Below are 17,287 nucleotides of genomic sequence, written 5' to 3' on the forward strand. Positions count from 1 at the left end.
CTGATACACCGCTATCGCGAGCAGGCTCGCTCCCACAGGGAACCGCGGTGTTTGAAAAAACAGGAGAAATTTCATGCGTTTGGTTCAGTTCGAATTGAGTAACGGCGAACGCCGCGTAGGCGTGGTCGAGGAAGGATTGGTGCGTGAAGTGCAAGATGCCCGCACGGTTCGCGACCTGGCCCTGGCGGCCATTGAGGCCGGGGCCAATCTTGAGCAACAGGTGCAGAGCCTGGGCCTGGGCATCAGTCATGACTACGCAGAGCTGCTGGCGAAGCTGCGCATCCTGCCACCGCTGGATCACCCGGACCCGGCGCACATGCTGGTCAGTGGCACCGGCCTGACTCACCTGGGCAGCGCGTCGGCCCGGGACAAGATGCACCAGCAGGCGGGCGACGAAGCAGCGATGACCGACACCATGCGCATCTTCAAGTGGGGCGTGGAGGGCGGCAAACCCCCGGCAGGTCAGGCGGGCGTACAGCCGGAATGGTTCTATAAGGGCGACGGCAGCATCGTTGTTCGCCCCGGCCAGCCATTCCCGTTGCCACCGTTTGCCGAAGACGCCGGGGAAGAGCCTGAACTCAGCGGTCTCTATGTCATCGGTCACGACGGCAAGCCGTATCGCCTTGGTTTTGCAGTCGGCAACGAGTTTTCCGATCACGTCATGGAACGCAAGAATTACCTGTACCTGGCCCACTCGAAGCTGCGCAGTTGCAGTTATGGCCCCGAGCTGCGGGTCGGCGGCCTGCCGCAACACCTGGCCGGTACCAGCCGCATCCTGCGTGGCGGTGAGGTGCTGTGGCAGAACGAGTTCCTCAGCGGCGAGGCCAATATGTGCCACAGCCTGGCGAACCTTGAGTTCCACCATTTCAAGTACAGCCAGTTCCTGCGTCCTGGGGACGTGCACATTCACTTCTTCGGCACCGCGACCCTGTCCTTCGCTGATGGCATTCGCACGCAACCGGGCGATGTGTTCGAGATCAGCCAGGGCGAATTCGGCGCGCCGTTGATCAATGGCATCGCTGCGGTCGATGCGGCTTTCGAACCCGGCACTGTCGGCACACTTTAAGGAGTCATTGATGACCCGAATTCTTGGTCACAACTACATCGGCGGCCAGCGCAGTGCGTTGGGCAGCGTGACATTGCACAGCGTCGACGCCGAAACCGGTGAGGCATTGCCCCATGCTTTCATTCAGGCCACGCCGCAAGAAGTCGATGCCGCCGCCAAGGCTGCCGCCGCAGCGTACCCGGCTTATCGCAGCTTGAGTGCCGAGCGTCGCGCACAATTTCTCGATGCCATCGCCGCTGAACTGGACGCGCTGGGTGATGAATTCGTCACCCTGGTATGCCGGGAAACCGCGCTGCCTGCCGCACGGATTATCGGTGAGCGTGGCCGCACCAGTGGGCAGATGCGTCTGTTTGCCAACGTGTTGCGTCGCGGCGACTTTTACGGTGCGCGCATCGACCAGGCATTGCCCGTGCGTCAACCCTTGCCGCGTCCCGATCTGCGCCAATACCGCATCGGGCTCGGTCCGGTGGCGGTGTTCGGTGCCAGCAACTTCCCTTTGGCGTTCTCCACGGCTGGCGGCGATACCGCGTCGGCATTGGCGGCCGGATGCCCGGTGGTGTTCAAGGCCCACAGTGGTCACATGGCCACGGCGGAGCAGGTGGCCGATGCAATCATTCGCGCGGCAGAAAAAACCGCGATGCCGGCCGGCGTGTTCAACATGATCTACGGCGGCGGAGTCGGCGAAGCGCTGGTCAAGCATCCGGCCATTCAGGCGGTGGGCTTTACTGGTTCGCTCACAGGTGGTCGCGCGCTGTGCGACATGGCGGCGGCGCGCCCACAACCGATCCCGGTGTTCGCCGAGATGTCGAGCATCAACCCTGTGATCGTGCTGCCCCAGGCGTTGCAGGAGCGCACGGAAACTATCGCCCGTGGCCTGTCCGCTTCGGTGGTTCAAGGCTGCGGTCAGTTCTGCACCAACCCTGGCCTGGTGATCGGCATCCGTTCGCCGCAGTTCACTGCATTCCTGCAGTTACTGGCCGACATGATGGCCGATCAACCGGCGCAGACCATGCTCAACGCCGGGACCCTGCGCAGCTATGCAAAGGGCTTGAAACAGCTCCTCGATCATCCTCGCATCGAACACTTGGCGGGTCAGGCGCAACAAGGGCATCAGGCGCAACCGCAACTGTTCAAGGCCGATGTCAGCCTGCTGATCGAGGGTGATGAAGTGCTGCAAGCGGAAGTGTTCGGCCCGACCACAGTGGTGGTCGAAGTGGCGGATCAGGCACAACTGAGCGCCGCGCTGAACGGTCTGCATGGTCAATTGACCGCGACGATCATCGGCGAGCAGGCGGATTTCGAGCAGTTCAGCGAGTTGACGGGGTTACTGGAGCAGAAGGTCGGGCGAATCCTGCTCAATGGCTATCCAACCGGCGTGGAGGTCTGTGATTCGATGGTGCATGGCGGACCGTATCCAGCGACATCGGATGCGCGCGGCACGTCGGTGGGCACCCTGGCCATCGACCGCTTCCTGCGCCCGGTGTGCTTCCAGAGCTACCCGGACAGCCTGCTGCCGGATGCGTTGAAGAATGCGAATCCGCTGGGTATTCAGCGCCTGGTGGATGGCAAGCCGTCGCAGAAGGCCCTTTAACGGTCACGCACACAATCCCTGTGGGAGCGAGCCTGCTCGCGAAGACGGCGGAACAGTCAAGGAATATGTCGACTGACACTCCGCATTCGCGAGCAGGCTCGCTCCCACATTGGACTGTGGCGCAATGAGCTATCATTGCGTCTTTCCCATTCAAAGATTGACTGCCATGACTGCCGTTACAGACACCTTGCTCAACGCCCTCGAACACTGCGGGATGGTGGAAATCGACGGGCTGCATGCCTTCGAATTCGCCCTCGATGAAGACGACAATCTGCATATCGAATGCATGGATGGTCGAAATGCCAAGCACTGGGAATTCACCCCCGCACAGATCCAGGCCGCAATCTTCGACACCACACTGCAAAGCTGGCTGATCAACGATAACGACGGGGAACACCGTCTGGTGTGCCTCGGCGATGTCATCAGCGGTGACAACGAAGACGATGATCAACAGGATGCGTAATTTCTGGCCGCTGCTGATCGCTGGCAGCATCGGCGCAATGGGCGTTCAGGTGGCATCCGCCGACGACTATCAATTGCTCGTGGGTTCGTACACTGGCGGCCCAAGCCAGGGCATTTATCGCCTGAACTTCGACAGCGCGACCGGGCAAATTGACGCCAGGCCGCTGCAAGTAATCGACAGCGAAAACCCGTCCTGGCTGACCCTGTCCAAGGATCTGCAGCGTTTGTTCGTGGTCAACGAAAATGGTCCGGGGCAGGCCGATCCGGTAGGGCGAGTCAGCAGTTATGCGATCAACCCCAAGACCCACGAGCTAACGCTGATCAATCAGGTGCAAAGTCTGGGTAACGAGCCAACGCATTCGAGCCTGAGCCTTGAAGCGAGCCATTTGTTCGTCAGCAATTACTCGGTGAATGAAGATCCGGGTGGCACCCTGGCGGTGTTGCCGGTGGCGGCCGATGGCACGCTCAAACCGGTTGTGCAGATGAGCAGTCATCCGGCCAGCCGGGTCGATCCCGAGCGGCAGATGTCGGCGCATGTGCATTCGACGATCTCGTCGCCTGATGGCAAATACATGTTTTCCAACGACCTGGGGGCGGACAAGGTCTTTGTCTACCGTTTCGACCCCAAGGCCCATCCTGACTTGCCGTTGACCCCGTCCACACCGTCGTTCGTTCAACTGCCGCCCGGTAGCGGGCCGCGTCATTTGCTGTTCAGTGCCGATGGCAAACACGCCTGGCTGACCATGGAAATGAGCGCGCAAGTGGCGGTGTTCAATTACCGTGAAGGCAAGCTTGAGCAAACCCAAATGGTCGAATTGGCTGCCGGTCAGCCCGTTTCGGACAAGGCCGCCGCTGCATTGCATGCGTCAAGCGACGGCAAATTCCTTTATGTCAGCAACCGTGGCACAGCCAATCAATTGCTGGTGTTCGCCATCGACCCGGCGACGGGCCATCTCAAGGAACTGCAACGTCGCACGGTAGACGGCGATCATCCGCGGGAATTCAGCCTCGATCCGAGCGGCAAGTTCCTGCTGATCGCCAATCAGAAAAGCAACCAGATTGTCGTCGTCGAGCGCGATGCCAAGACCGGCTTGCTGGGTAAAACAGTGCAAAAACTGCCGATGGATGCGCCAAGCGACCTGAAATTCCTGGTGCGTCAATAGACCGCAGGCCCCGGGTGATGGGGCCTGCATCCTTCTATCAATGAGGGTGATATCTGGAAGTGCTACAAAACATTTCAAGCTGATAACCCCGAGGGTTAAGTTGGCTTCACGGCCCCACCGGGCAAGCAAGCCAACTGACTTCGAGGAACATCCGCATGAACTTCAATCTCTTCTCTGTAATCGCTGCTTCCGCCATTTCCGCCACCGTTGCCCTGCCAGCCAGCGCCAACGTTGAAATCAGCGACAAGAAATCCCACACCCAGAGCTACACCCAGAAATACCTGCAACAGAGTGCCAACTTCTACGCCGCGCTGGATCACAAAGCCCAGCACTGAAATTTCAGCCCTGCAGCCTTTATGCAGGAGCGAAGTCACTTGCCCAACGAAGCCCTGGCAGCGGAAGGCGTTGAAGTGATGTCGCTCCTGCATAACGCATTTACGACACTATCATTCAGCCATCCATGTAATGCTTGATATCAGGTGGCCATGCCTCTAAATTTGACGCTGATTTTTTGACTCCTCCTTCTCCAGAAAAGGATTGCCAAAATGACCATGCGTCTCGCCGTAGTGCTGTTGTTCCTCTATTCGACCCCGATCCTGTCTGCTGCCGTGCCCATTCCCGGCGAACCTGACGCTGCCCGCGAGCGCATGATGAGTTTTATTGAAGACTGAGATTGTCTGGCTCAATGATCAACGAAGTTGATATTTGCTATGAATCAGACTCGTTGGTTACCGGTGCTTTTTTGATTGATTCTGTGGACTCTGAAACATGTCCACGGAGTTCATCATGGCCAGCACGATCATCACCTCTGCCAAACACGGCGCCTATGTGGCTATCGGTCTTTACCTGGTCATGGTGCTGGTAGTCAGTCTTTCGCCGCAGTCGCAGCAAACCGCTGAACCACCGATTCACGTCGCACACCCTGGCATCCAGTTTGAACACCGTGCGCAACAGACGATGGTCGATTCGGTTGCGCTCGCGGGAGTGGGCGGAGCATGAACCGTTGCAAACTTTTGGTTATCGCCTTCCTGGCATTCATTACCAATGGATTTTCCCTGTTGGGGATCGGGCAGGGGTCAATAGGCGGGGTGGCACGGGCCATGGAGGCCAACCACAACATCGCGCACAACATCGAGATAGCGAAGGCCATGGGGATGCTGGCCGGTAACCCGCCGATCAAGCCCGATGAAGGTTTTTTCGGACCATTTCATGTTGATTGCTCAGTGCTTGGCATGTGTGAGGTATTGGTCTGACCCACCACGTTCCCCTGTAGGAGCCAGCGGTGCGGCGATCCGACTTGCCGGCGAAGGCGATCTCGACGACGCCTTCGCCGGCAAGTCGGATCGCCGCACCGCTGGCTCCTACAGGGGTCGTGTTTTATTTGGCCATCACTGATGTAAACAACGCTGACTCCAGAAATCGCTGCAACCAGTCCTGCAGCCGTCGATTGGGCGTCTGCGCAAACCACTCGCGATCGACATGGGCGAATTGCCGTATGAACGGCATCAACGCTACGTCGGCCAGAGTTAGGTGGTTGGCCAGCAAATAATCGCGACCGTCCAGTAACTCATCCAGTTTGCGCAAGAACCCCTCGCCCTCGGCGCGGTAAAACGCCATCGGCTGCTCGGGATAGCGTTCGGCGTACTTATAGCGGTTCAAATGCACTTTGAAGCGTTGATCGTTCTCCTCGATCAACGCCTCGATGGCGAGCTGTCCTTGCGGATCATCCTTGAGCAGCCAGTCCTGTGGGTCATTGCACGCCAAGGCCCAGCGCATGATTTCCAGGCTTTCATCAATGACCTGACCGTCTGCATTCAGCACCGGCACCGTGCCTTTGCTCGACAGCGCGAGCATCTCGGCGGGTTTTGCCTTCAGGCTGACCTCGACGATGTCCACGGCCACCTCGCTGTAGCGCAGCGCCATGCGTGCCCGCATGGCGTACGGGCAGCGACGGAACGAGTAGAGCGTGATCATTTCACCTCCAGGGTGCTCAAGCCGTTGCCCTGCCGGCGGACCTGGATCTGCACCGGAATCCGCTCATGCATTTCCTGCACATGGGAAATCACCGCGACCTTGCGCCCCTGGGCCTGCAGGCCGTCGAGGGCGTCCATCGCCAGTTGCAGGGATTCCGGATCGAGGCTGCCAAAACCTTCGTCGATGAACAGCGATTCGATTTTCAGCGTGCTCGAGGCCATCGATGCCAGGCCCAATGCCAGGGCCAGCGACACCAGGAAGGTCTCGCCACCGGACAACGAATGCACCGAACGCAGTTCGTCACCCATCTCGGTGTCCATTACCAGCAAGCCCAGCATGCTGCCGCCGCGCTTGAGGCGGTAGCGTCGCACCAGTTGGCGCAATTGCACGTTGGCGTGGTGCACCAGCAGATCGAGGTTGTAGGCCTGGGCGATCTTGCGGAAGGTGTCGCCGGTGGCCGAACCGATCAACGCGTTCAAGCGAGCCCAGCGCTGGTACTCGGTGTACGCGTCGGCGATCTGTTGCGCGAGGGCCTGATTGGCGTTCTGCCGGCGCTGATCCTCAGCCTGTTCGGCACGCAGTTCGGCGCAGAGCTGCTCGCTGACGGTGAACTGGTTTTGCAACGCGGTGAGCGCGCTAGCGAGTTGCTCGGCATCCAGGTTGCCGTTGTGCTGTGCCTTGTGATCGAGCAAGCGCTTGTCGCGCTCCTGTACCAGGACATTGGCCTGTTCGATGGCTTTTTCGCTGTGCTGCAAGCGTTGGCGCAGTTCGCTCACATGGGCGTCGTCGACCTGCAGCAGGTCTTCAAGGCCACCGTCATCCAGTTCCGGATGACGGGCGCGCCAGTCGGCGATTTTGCCGCAGAGTTCGCGGTTTTCGCCTTCCAGCGCTTGCAAACGTTCTTGCTGTGCCTTGAGTTCAGCAGCGATTCGTACCAGTTGCGTGTGTACGTTTTGCAGTTCCGTGGCCGTGGTGGTTTCGGCGTTGCGCGCCTGTTCCACTTCCCGCTCAAGCTGCTGCTGCCACTGCTCGGCGCTGCTGTGCGAGCCGAGCAATTGTCCGAGCGCATGCTGGCTCGCCTGTTGCTGTTCGGCCAGCGCATTGAACTGCTGCTCGGCGGTTTGCAATTGCTGCACCCGGGTTTGCTGGCGATCCTGTTCCTTCTCCAGGTTTTGCTGGCGCTGTTGCTGTTCGGCCAGCTCTTCCTTCTGCTGATCGAGTTGCCCCAGGCGTTCGGCGATCTGCCGGTCAAGCTGCATGAAGGTCGCGGCGGGCTCGATTCGAAGCGCTTCCAGGGTTTCGCCTGGTAGCAGGCTGGCGAACGCGCTGAGTTCTTCGTCCAGGCGCTGACGGTCGTTGCTCAGTTCACGCTGTTGATTGTCCAGGTGCTGGGCCGCGCTCTGATGCGCGGTTTCGGCGTGGCGCAATTGCTGGGTCAGACGCGCAGCGTCCTGTTGCAGGGTGAGCAGGGCGGTTTGCCGTTGTTCGTCCTGGGTGATGCTCTGGTTCAACTGACTGTTTTGCTGGCTGAGCCAGGCGCCGCGTTTGTCGGCGTCCTGATTCAGCAGTGTGGTGGCCGACGGATGCGCTTGAAGGCTTGGCGCGAGGGCTTGCTGCGCAGTCGCCAGTTGTTCCTGCTGTTGCAGCAGTTCTTTTTGCTGGGCGATCAGTCCGCCCACTTCCGCACGCAGTTCGGTAAGCTTTTCCTTGAGCTGATCGACCGCTTTTTGTGCAGTTGCCTGTTCGCTTTCATCAAAGCGAACCAGGCTTTGCAACAGGGCTTCGGGCTGATGATAAGGATGCTCTTGGCTGCCGCAAACCGGGCAGGGCTGGTCATCGTGCAACTGCGCGCGCAGTTCCTCGACGCTGGCGCTACGAGCCAGGCGCTGGCGTTCCAGCAGCTCGCGGGTGACGGTCAGGGTCTGCTCGGCGACGGCGAGTTCAGCCTTGGCCTTCACCCCGTCCTGGGTCAGGCGCTCGCGTTCCTGTTGCGCGGCGACCTGGCGTTGTTGCAACTCGGCGCCGCGCTTGTCCAGGTCCTGTTGGCTGTCCCACAGCCGCGTAAGGTCTTCGATGGCACGCAGTTGCTTGCGGTTGTCCTGCAACAGACTGCCGAGGATGCCGATCTGCTCGGCGACGGCATCCGGTTCGGCGCCGGCCTCTTTGAACAGCACCTCCAGTTGCTGTTTCTGCGCAGTGAAGGCTTCTGCTGTGCGCACGGCGTTTTGTTCGAGGTTCGCAAGTTCAGCCTGGCCCTTGTTCAGTCGATTGCCGATCAACATCAGCTGTTGCAGGCGATCACGGTAGGCATTCCAGGCATCGCTCAACGGCGCCAAATGTGCGCTTTGTGCAAGCTGCGCAGCCATGCGCTGCAAGTGTTCGGCAACCCGGGCCTGTTGCTCGTGCAAGGTTTGAATCGCGCTCTGGCCTTGGGTGCAGGCCTGCTCGGCGCTCTGCTTGGCTTCGGCGCTGAGGGCTGCGTCCTTGGCCAGGCGGGCGAGGGTGCTTTGTTCCTCGAACGCCTGGCGCAACAGCGGAGCACATTCGGTTTGCCGTTGTTGCGCTTCGCCCAACGCGATCCGGGTGGCACTCAGTTGCTGTTCCAGTTGCGCCTGACGCTCGCTGAGTTCGCCATGTTGCCGGGTATGCTGGGCAATTTGCTCCGCCAAGGGCGTGAGTTGCGAATCGACCTCGGACTTACGGGCGAACTGATGCCGTTGCGGCGCGAGCTGTTCGAGGCGCGTCAGCTTCAAGCGCTCGCCAGCCAGGCTTTCCCAGGTGTGTTGGGCGCTGTGCAGTTGTTCGGCAGCGGCCAGTTGCGCGTCATGCAAACGGCGTAGTTCTAGAAGCCAAGCGTGCTGAAGCTCAAGCTGCTTGAGCTGCGCCTGCTGCAATTTCAGCTGCTTTTGCGCGGCGTGGAAGCGTTCGTCGAGCTCGACGCGGGCCTCAGGCGCCAGCGGTGTCACGCCGCTGGCCTGATCCTGCAGCAGTTTGTGCGCTTCGCGGGCTTCCTTGGTCTTGTCGAAAGCCCGGCGGCCCAATCGGGTGTAGAGCGCCGTGTCGGTGAGTTTTTCCAGCAGTTCGCTGCGGTCATTGTCATCGGCCTTGAGGAAGGCACTGAACTCGCTCTGCGCGAGCAGCACGGCGCGGGTGAACTGTTCAAAATTCAGGCCCAGTGCGGCCTCGAGCTGGGTCTTGTATTCGCCTTTCTGGCTGGCCAGCAGTTGATCCTGATCGAGATCGCGCAGGCTCTGGCGACTGGCTTGCAGCTTGCCACCGGCCTTTTCCCGCGCGCGATTGGCTTCCCAGCGTGCGCGATAACGCCGGCCGTCGACGCCGACAAAATCCACTTCGGCAAAGCCTTCGCCGGTGCCGCGACGCAGCAGGGTGCGTGGGTCGCCGGTGCCGATTTCGCCATCGGCGTCCGGCACCTTGGCGTCGCGGCCGGTGTTGTTCAGGCGCGGCACGGCGCCGAACAGGGCCAGGCACAAAGCGTCGAGCAGGGTGCTCTTGCCCGCGCCGGTGGGGCCGGTGATGGCGAACAGTCCGGCACTGGCCAGGGGTTCGGCGGTGAAATCGATTTCAAACGGACCGGCCAGGGAGGCGAGGTTTTTCAGGCGGATGGCGAGGATCTTCATGGCTGTTCGTCCTCCATCTGCACGTCTTGCAGCAGCTCGGCAAAGTCCTTGAGGGTTTGCTCATCGACCTCGCTGCCGTAGTTGTCCTGCCAGGCGCGGCTGAACAGTTCATGGGGCGTGATCTGGTCCAGCTCGATCAACCCGGCGCCGTCATCGGCGCCTTCGCGGCTGCCGTTGCCAGCGTATTCGGCGGCGATGCGCACCAGGCGCACGGCTTTGCCCAGCAGGGCGCTTTCCACTTGATGGCGCAAGTCCGGTTGCGGCTCGTCCAGGCGCACCCGCACTTCCAGCCAGGGCTGGCGCTGGTAGTCGGCCAACAGGTCGATGATGGGCAGGTCGGCCAGTAGCAGGAGGATGTCCGCCAATGGCGCAGGGCCCATACGTTGCAGGTTCACGGCGCGGGGGATCAGTTTCGGTTCGACGCTGACCAGGGTCTCGCCGTCGAGTGTGATGTCGAGAATCTGATGCTGGTAGCCGATCTCCGAGAACGACAAGGGTATCGGCGAGCCGCTGTAGCGAATGCGCTCCTCGCCGTTGACCTTCTGTGGCTTGTGCAAATGCCCCAGGGCGACGTAGCTGATGGTCGGCCCGAAGAGGCTGGCGGGCAGGGCTTCGGCATTGCCGATGATCAGGCTGCGTTCGGAGTCTTCCGACACCGAACCGCCGGCCATGTGCGCATGACTGATGGCGATCAGTGCTTGACCTGGCTGGCGCTTGGCGTTGGCCGCTTCGATCAGCCATTCGTGAACCTGGCCGATGCCGCGCAGGTAGTTGTCGCCCAAATGCGCGCCGGTGACTTCGGCCGGGCGCAGGAACGGCAGCGCCAGGCACCAGGCGGCAATGTCGCCATGGGCATCGGGCAGTGGCAGCAACAGGCGTTCGGCGTCCAGTTGCCCGTCATCCAGCCACAGCACCCGGCCCAGAGCATGGGTGCGCAAGCGGCGCATCAAGGGTGCGGGCAGTTCGATCCGTGAACCGGAATCGTGGTTGCCGGCAATCATCACGATGGTCAGCAACGGTTGCTGCTCATGGGCGCTGACGATGAAGTCGTAGAGGCGTTCCTGGGCTTTGACTGGCGGGTTGACCGTGTCGAAGATGTCGCCGGCGATCAGCAGCACATCTGGCTGATCCAGTTTGAGCTGGCGCAGCAGCCAGTCGAGAAAGCAACCGTGCTCGAAATCGCGATCCTGGCCGTGCAGATTCTGCCCGAGGTGCCAGTCGGAGGTGTGGAACAGACGCAAGGCGAACTCCGCTACATGAAAGTGATGGCCGCGAAGACAAATGACAGCGGCGAAAGGGCAGAGAGTTTACTGGCAAACGCGCTGGGTGTGGTCAGACACTGCGCGTAGACCTGTAGGAGCCGGCTTGCTGCGGGCGGCGTTCCGACGATAGCGGTGTGTCAGGCACCATCGAAGTCGATTGATCCACCGCCATCGTCGGAACGCCGCCCGCAGCAAGCCGGCTCCTACAGGGGTCAGATAATGTCACTGCCACCAGGGTTTTTACTTGGGATACAACGGCGGCAATCCACTGTCCCCGACCGGGTCCTGAACCCGTTCAGCCATCGGGATCGTACGAATCGCACGCCACAAATCTTCCCCTTGCCAATGCTGGCCGGTTTCGCTGTACAGCGCGCCGTTCAGGCCGTCGAGGGCGTCGGACAGTGGTACAAAGCGGGCGGCCATGTCGGCCAGGGTTTCCGGTTGCTGGCGGGCCCAGGCGTCGAGCGCCTGGCGCGTAGCGTGGGAGTCGTTGGCCTGGCAGGCACGCTTGAGGTCGTCGAGCACGGTGCGTGGGCTCGGGCCGGTTTGTGCCGCACGCAGGATCGCCGGTTGCCAGCGCGCCCGCCACCAGAGGCCGAACCCCAGCAGGGTGGTGCAGGCCAGGATCAGGCTGCTGAGTTTCCAGCGCCAGAGGGTTTCGCTGCTGGCACTGCTTTCGAGCGCCGAGGTGCCGGCCGGGGTGTCGACCAGCAGGCTGGGATTGGCGGCCACCTGCAGGGTCCGGGCGGGCAGGCTGCTGTGCTCCAGATGGTCTTCGAAGGTATTCCACCAGACCACCTCGACCGACGGTAACTCGATGGCGCCGCTGCGCGAAGGCACCAGCGCTTCGCGATCTTCGCGACTGCCGACCAGGCCTCGCTCGCTGTTCTGGTTACCCAGCACCGGTTGATCGGGATAGCGCCGCAGGCCACTGACCTCGGTACCGGGCAGGGGGGGCAGTTGCGAACTGGCCAGGCCTTCGGCCTTGACCGTCAGGCTGCGGGTGAGCGAATCACCGACCTGAACGCGATCCGGTTCCGGGTTCCAGCTTTCGCTAATCGTCAGGCTGCGGGCCGGTAGCCAGGGCAGATCGGCGGGATAGGTGATGGGTTTGGCCTTCACCGTCAGCAGGATTTCGCCGGAACTGATGCGCATCAGTTTGCCGGATTTCGGCGCCTGTGAAGTGGCGTTCTGGACGGGCTGGGCGTCCACCAGCGCGGCATTGAATATCTGCGCCGGAATGATCAGCTCACCGCTGTGTTGCGGGTAGATCGCGTAACGCATCTCGATGACGCCGTGGCGTAATCCGTTGATGTCTTTCTCGTAGGTGCGTGACTCGCCCAGTTGTTCAATGCGGGCGTCGGGAATCTGCAAGGGCGGCAGGCTGCTGTCGTCGTACAGCGACACCGAATGGTAGATGCGCAAGGTCAGGATCGCCTGGGCCTGCACGTACACGCTGGTTTGATCGAGGCTGGCGTCGATAAACACCGGCGCCTGTTTGTCCGGGTTCGCCTGGGTGTCGCTCTCGATCACTTGCACCGTGATCGGCTGGCTCTGGACGTCGCCCAGCTTTAGCGCCGGGATCACTACAGTGCCGTTGTGCAATGGCAGCAGGGTGACGATCCAGCGGGTGGTGGCCTGGTTGTCGCCGTTGAGCGTGTTCAACTGGTTGACCTGGCGGGTGCCACGCACTTCGAACAGCGGCTCCAGTGGCGTCAGGTCGGGCTTGCCGAACTGGGTCACGTCGTTGGATTCCAGGATCAGTTCGATCGTCTCGCCGGAGTTCAGGCGAGCCCGGTCGACGCTGGCGACCAGCTCGGCTGCCTGGGCCTGGATGGTGCAGAGCAGCAAGGCGGGCAGCGAGGCAAGCATGAAGGCGGTGAAGCGGGTCATCGAGTTTTTCCCTGATCCTGATGTTGTTGCTGTTCGTACCAGAATTTGCGTCTGAGCAATTCACCCGGGTCATCCGGGATCTGTCTGAGCCATTGCTCCAGTGCTTGCTGCTGTTCGCCATCGATGCTGTCGCTGGCCGGGCGCATGGGCGGCGTGGTGTGCTGTTCATCCCCCAGCTCGCTGCCCGGCACTTCGTTGGCACCGGGCCGCGGGGGGCTGGTGGACGGTTGCTCGGTGGCGGCTTGCGTTTGTTCGCCAGTGGTTTCAGGTTCGCCCGTTTTCGACGGCTGCGCAGCGGTACTCGGTGGTGTTTCCTGCTCGGAATCGCTGGTCGCCTCGTTGGCGGTTTTGTCAGGGGGTGGCGCTGCGGCCTTTTGCTTGAGCAGGCTTTCCACCAAGGCCTTGTTGGTCAGTGCCGGGCGCAGATCCGGTTGGCGTTCGAGGGCCTGTTCATAAGCATCCAGTGCCGCCTCCAGCTCGCCACTCCTGGCCAGGGCGTTGCCACGATTGTAGTGGGCATGGGCGTCGTTGCCTTCGGCGAACCGCTGGGCGGCGCCACTGTAGTCGCCGGCTTCGTAGAGGGCAACGCCTTGCCACTGGTGATCTTCGAAGTGCTGCGCAGCCTCGGCAGGGCGTTTCTGCTTGAGCAAGTGCAAGCCCTGCTGGTCGGGGCGCAGCCACAGGTCCTGGAAGTCGAAGGCATATCCCGGTTGCGGCAGCATCAGCAACAGCGGCAGGCAGAACAACCAGCCGCGACGACCGGCGCACGCGGCCAGCAACAGCAGCGGCAACAGCAGCCAGTAACCCTGGTCGGCCCAGGTGTCGAGGCGCAGGGTCTGGCCGTCGTTGCGCAGGTTGCGCGGACCTTCGAGCAGGCCGAGGGCGCGCAGGTCGGCATCGCTCATGCGTGCGTGGCGATAGTGTCCGTCCAGATCATTGACGAAGGATTTCAAACCGGGCTCATCCAGGCGCGACACGAGAATCGCCCCCTGTTCATCCTTGAGGAAACTGCCATCTTCCTGGGTAATGGGCGCGCCTTCGGCGGTGCCGATGCCGAGCATCAAAAATTGCGTCGATTTACCGCTCAAGGCGCGGCTGATTCCCAGGCGCTCCGGCTCGCTCAGGGAGGTGCCGATCAACAGGATCCGGCCGTCGCCCAGTGCGGCCTGTTCCAGCAATGCCAGGGCCTTGAGCACCGCCAGGTCGGCACGATGGCCGGCTTCGGGCATCAATGACGGCTTGAGCGCATCGAGCAGGTTGCGGCTGGTGGACAGGTCGTCCGACAGCGGCACCAGGGTGTGGGCGCTGCCGGCGAAGACGACGATTGCAGTCTGTGCGTCGCTGCGGCTTTGCAACAGGTCGAAGAGTTTGCGCCGGGCCTGTTCCAGGCGATTTGGCTGAACGTCGGTGGCGAGCATTTGCGGCGTCAGCTCAAGGATCACCACCAGCGGATCGGCGGGTTTCTGGCTGGTCTGTTCGACGCGGGAAAAGCTCGGTCCCAGCAATGCGACGACGGTGATCAACCACGCAATGCCCAGGGCGACCCACGGCAGTTTGCTTTCGCGCCCGCTGCCGCCACTGAGCAACGCCGCATGAAAAGCCGGTGGCAGGATCATCTGCCAGCGCCCGGCGCGTTTCTGCCGATGCCAAAGTTGCCAGAGCAACCAGCCAAGCAGTGGCAGCAACAACAGCCACCACGGGCGGAACCAGTACGGCCAGAGTGCGCTCATCGGCGCCTCCGCAGGCGCAGGCGTTTGAGGCGCTGGCGCCAGTCAGGCAATTGCGTTTGCAAAAACAGGTCCTTGGTAAACAGTCGTTGCAGCGGGTTATCCGGCCACAGCTCGAGCACCACCAGCAGCATGCTCAGCCACAACGCCAGCCCCAGCGGCCAGTGGTACAACGCTTGGGCCGGACGGGCCTGGGTCGGTTGCTGGGTCACGGGCTCCAGTTGGTCGAGGGTGGCCTTGATCGATTGCAGTTCCTTGGCGTCTCGAGCACGAAAGTAGCGGCCACCGGTCGCTTCAGCGATAGCTTTGAGGGATGCTTCATCAAGATCCAGGCTCGGATTGATCCCCAGGAAACTCGGCGTGCCGCTTTGTTCCGGGTCGGCGCCGATGCCGATCGGGTAGATTTTCACCCCTTCCCTGGCTGCCAGGCGCGCGGCGGTGAGCGGATCGATTTCGCCACCGTTGTTGGCGCCATCGGTGACCAGGATCAGCACGCGACTTTGCGCCGGGCGTTGCCGCAGGCGCTTGAGGGCCAGGCCGATGGCGTCGCCGATGGCGGTATTCTTGCCGGCGATGCCGATGCGCGCTTCGTCGAGCCAGACGCGCACGGTATGCCGGTCAAACGTCAGGGGTGCCTGCACGTATGCCCGGCTGCCGAACAGGATCAGGCCGACCCGGTCGCCGTCGCGGCTTTCGAGGAAGTCGCCAAGCAAATGCTGGACCAGCGTGAGGCGGCTGACGTCATCCTCCTGCCACTGCATATCGGGAAAGTCCATCGAGCCGGACACATCCACTGCCACCAGCAGATCGCGACCACTGGCGGCAATCGGCAGCGGTTCGCCGAGCCATTGCGGGCGCGCGGCGGCGCTCAGCAGCAGCAACCAGAGCAGCAGGAACGGAGCCTGCTGGCGCCAGGCGGGCAGGTTGGCGCGAGCGCGACGCCGGGCCAAGCCTTCGAGGTCACTGAGGAAACTGACCTTGAGCGCCGGTTCGCCACTGTCGGCCACCGGCAACAGCACACGCATCAACCAGGGCAGCGGCAGCAGGGCGAAGATCCACGGCCAGGCGAATTCAAACATGTTTGCGAATCCAGGTATCGACCGCCTGGGTCAAGCCGGCGATGGCCTTGTCGTCGAGCTTGCATTCGGGCTTGTAGGCGCCTTCGACCAGCACCATCCAGCGGGTCAGGCCGGCAGCGGGGCAGCGGTTGTCGAGAAAAGCCAGCCATTTGCGGCCATTGAGGGTATGGCTCTGGCTGTAGGGGTAATGGTTACGGCACAGACGCTTGAGCAGGCCATTGAGCTGCTGCAGCCAGGCACCGGCGGGCGCACCATCGTAAGGTTTGGGCATGCGCGCCAGTTCGGCCAGTGCGGCCACGCGCACCGGGTCCAGGGGTTGTTCGACGGGCGCGACCGGCGGTTTGCCAGGCAACAGGCGCCGCAGTTGCCACAGGCCAAAGCCGATGGCTGGCAGCAACAACAGCAGTAACCACCACCCCGGTGCCAGCGGCCAGAAATCCACCGGGGGCGGGGAAATCAGTGGCTGCAGTTGATCGAGACTGCTCATCGACCTTTCCCCGGTTTCTGTGGGTTGAGGTACTCACGCAGTTGCTCGACCATTTCACTTTGCGTGCTCAGCGGCATCAGCAACACCCGGAGCTTTTGCGCCAGCAACTCCCAGCGGGCGATGCGGGCTTCGGCCTGGGCGCGGTAGGTCTGGCGCAGGTCGAAATTGAGCGTGTCGAGTTCCAGTTGTGCGCCACGTTGCGCGAAGCGCAAAAGGCCGGCGGCGGGCAGGGCGTGGTCCAGCGGATCGGACACCGGCAGCAGCAACAGGTCGCAATGGCGCGACAGCAGGCTCAGCTGTTGTTCTGCACTGTCGGACAAGGCGCGCTCATCGCAAATCACGATCGCCAGGCTGCCGGGTCGCAGCACTTCGCGCGCGCGGCGCAAGGCAATGCCGAACGCATCGCGATCGGGCTCGCTTTCGGTGTGCAGCGACTGGTTGACCCGTACCAGGCGGTTGAGCAACTGCAGCAGGCTCTGTTTGCTGCGCCTTGGCTTGATTTCGTAATGCTCGTTGTCGCCGAACACCAGGCCGCCGACCCGGTCGTTATGCCCCAGCGCAGCCCAGCCAATCAAGCTCGCGGCCTGGGCGGCCAACACCGACTTGAACATCAGCCCCGAGCCGAAAAACAAGCGACGACTTTGCTCGACCATGATGAAGATCGGCCGCTCACGCTCTTCGTGAAACAGCTTGGTGTGGGGCTCCTGGGTCCGGGCGGTGACGCGCCAGTCGATGCTGCGCACGTCGTCGCCAGCCTGATAGACCCGCACCTGATCGAAATCCACGCCACGGCCCCGCAGCTTGGAGTGGTGCAGGCCAATCAGCGGGCTGCGCTGGCTCGGCGTGGAAAACAGCTGCACTTCCCGCACGCGATGGCGCATCTCGATCAACTCGGCGAGGCTGACACGGATGCCCGGTTCGGGCGGCAGGATGGCGTTCATCGGG

Annotated in this window: 16 protein-coding genes; 8 read left to right on the forward strand and 8 right to left on the reverse strand. The window is 62.0% G+C overall.

Annotated elements, in window-relative coordinates; translation table 11 throughout:
* Positions 1-73 precede the first annotated feature (73 nt).
* From araD1 to ACA054_RS13750, 8 genes are all read left to right on the forward strand, one after another.
* Positions 74-1,066, forward strand: coding sequence for an AraD1 family protein (gene araD1, locus ACA054_RS13715; protein ID WP_497689864.1), 993 nt, complete (start codon positions 74-76; stop codon positions 1,064-1,066).
* Positions 1,067-1,076: 10 nt separating this feature from the next.
* Positions 1,077-2,657 carry an aldehyde dehydrogenase (NADP(+)) gene (locus ACA054_RS13720; protein WP_497689865.1) on the forward strand — a complete coding sequence of 527 codons (1,581 nt, stop codon included), beginning with the start codon at positions 1,077-1,079 and terminating at the stop codon, positions 2,655-2,657.
* Between the two features lie 124 nt (positions 2,658-2,781).
* On the forward strand, positions 2,782-3,120 hold the full coding sequence (locus tag ACA054_RS13725) for a DUF5629 family protein (protein WP_497689866.1): 339 nt from the start codon (positions 2,782-2,784) through the stop codon (positions 3,118-3,120).
* Positions 3,113-4,282 (forward strand): lactonase family protein, encoded by a 1,170-nt coding sequence (locus tag ACA054_RS13730; RefSeq protein ID WP_497689867.1) that lies wholly within the window; start codon positions 3,113-3,115, stop codon positions 4,280-4,282. The genes ACA054_RS13725 and ACA054_RS13730 overlap by 8 nt, the downstream gene beginning before the upstream one ends.
* 155 nt (positions 4,283-4,437) lie before the next feature.
* Positions 4,438-4,617, forward strand: a complete 180-nt coding sequence (locus ACA054_RS13735; RefSeq protein ID WP_007941320.1) for a hypothetical protein — start codon at positions 4,438-4,440, stop codon at positions 4,615-4,617.
* 210 nt (positions 4,618-4,827) lie between these two features.
* Positions 4,828-4,953, forward strand: coding sequence for a hypothetical protein (locus ACA054_RS13740; RefSeq protein ID WP_497639641.1), 126 nt, complete (start codon positions 4,828-4,830; stop codon positions 4,951-4,953).
* A gap of 115 nt (positions 4,954-5,068) precedes the next feature.
* A complete protein-coding gene (locus ACA054_RS13745) occupies positions 5,069-5,281 on the forward strand; it encodes a hypothetical protein (RefSeq protein WP_497689868.1) in 213 nt (70 codons plus the stop codon).
* Entirely contained in the window at positions 5,278-5,535 is a 258-nt protein-coding gene (locus ACA054_RS13750; RefSeq protein WP_497689869.1) for a hypothetical protein, read from the forward strand. The genes ACA054_RS13745 and ACA054_RS13750 overlap by 4 nt, the downstream gene beginning before the upstream one ends.
* 124 nt (positions 5,536-5,659) lie before the next feature.
* Here the strand turns inward: ACA054_RS13750 and ACA054_RS13755 are convergent, their stop codons facing one another.
* The 8 genes from ACA054_RS13755 to ACA054_RS13790 form a co-directional block, all read right to left on the reverse strand.
* On the reverse strand, positions 5,660-6,256 hold the full coding sequence (locus tag ACA054_RS13755) for a glutathione S-transferase (RefSeq protein WP_497689870.1): 597 nt from the start codon (positions 6,254-6,256) through the stop codon (positions 5,660-5,662).
* The gene (locus tag ACA054_RS13760) at positions 6,253-9,894 is read right to left on the reverse strand and encodes an AAA family ATPase (RefSeq protein ID WP_497689871.1); all 3,642 of its coding nucleotides are present in this window, start codon (positions 9,892-9,894) and stop codon (positions 6,253-6,255) included. The genes ACA054_RS13755 and ACA054_RS13760 overlap by 4 nt, the downstream gene beginning before the upstream one ends.
* A complete protein-coding gene (locus ACA054_RS13765; protein WP_497689872.1) occupies positions 9,891-11,135 on the reverse strand; it encodes an exonuclease SbcCD subunit D C-terminal domain-containing protein in 1,245 nt (414 codons plus the stop codon). Before ACA054_RS13765 ends, ACA054_RS13760 begins: the two co-directional genes overlap by 4 nt.
* A 261-nt stretch (positions 11,136-11,396) precedes the next feature.
* Complete coding sequence (locus ACA054_RS13770) at positions 11,397-13,049, reverse strand: BatD family protein (RefSeq protein WP_497689873.1); 1,653 nt, start codon at positions 13,047-13,049, stop codon at positions 11,397-11,399.
* A complete protein-coding gene (locus tag ACA054_RS13775; protein ID WP_497689874.1) occupies positions 13,046-14,779 on the reverse strand; it encodes a vWA domain-containing protein in 1,734 nt (577 codons plus the stop codon). Before ACA054_RS13775 ends, ACA054_RS13770 begins: the two co-directional genes overlap by 4 nt.
* On the reverse strand, positions 14,776-15,855 hold the full coding sequence (locus tag ACA054_RS13780; protein ID WP_497689875.1) for a vWA domain-containing protein: 1,080 nt from the start codon (positions 15,853-15,855) through the stop codon (positions 14,776-14,778). The genes ACA054_RS13775 and ACA054_RS13780 overlap by 4 nt, the downstream gene beginning before the upstream one ends.
* Positions 15,848-16,342 (reverse strand): DUF4381 domain-containing protein, encoded by a 495-nt coding sequence (locus ACA054_RS13785; protein WP_497689876.1) that lies wholly within the window; start codon positions 16,340-16,342, stop codon positions 15,848-15,850. The genes ACA054_RS13780 and ACA054_RS13785 overlap by 8 nt, the downstream gene beginning before the upstream one ends.
* Positions 16,339-17,283: a DUF58 domain-containing protein gene (locus tag ACA054_RS13790; protein WP_497689877.1), complete on the reverse strand. Its 945-nt coding sequence runs from the start codon at positions 17,281-17,283 to the stop codon at positions 16,339-16,341. The genes ACA054_RS13785 and ACA054_RS13790 overlap by 4 nt, the downstream gene beginning before the upstream one ends.
* Between the last annotated feature and the right edge of the window lie 4 nt (positions 17,284-17,287).

It is taken from the genome of Pseudomonas sp. LBUM1653 (genome assembly GCF_059716115.1).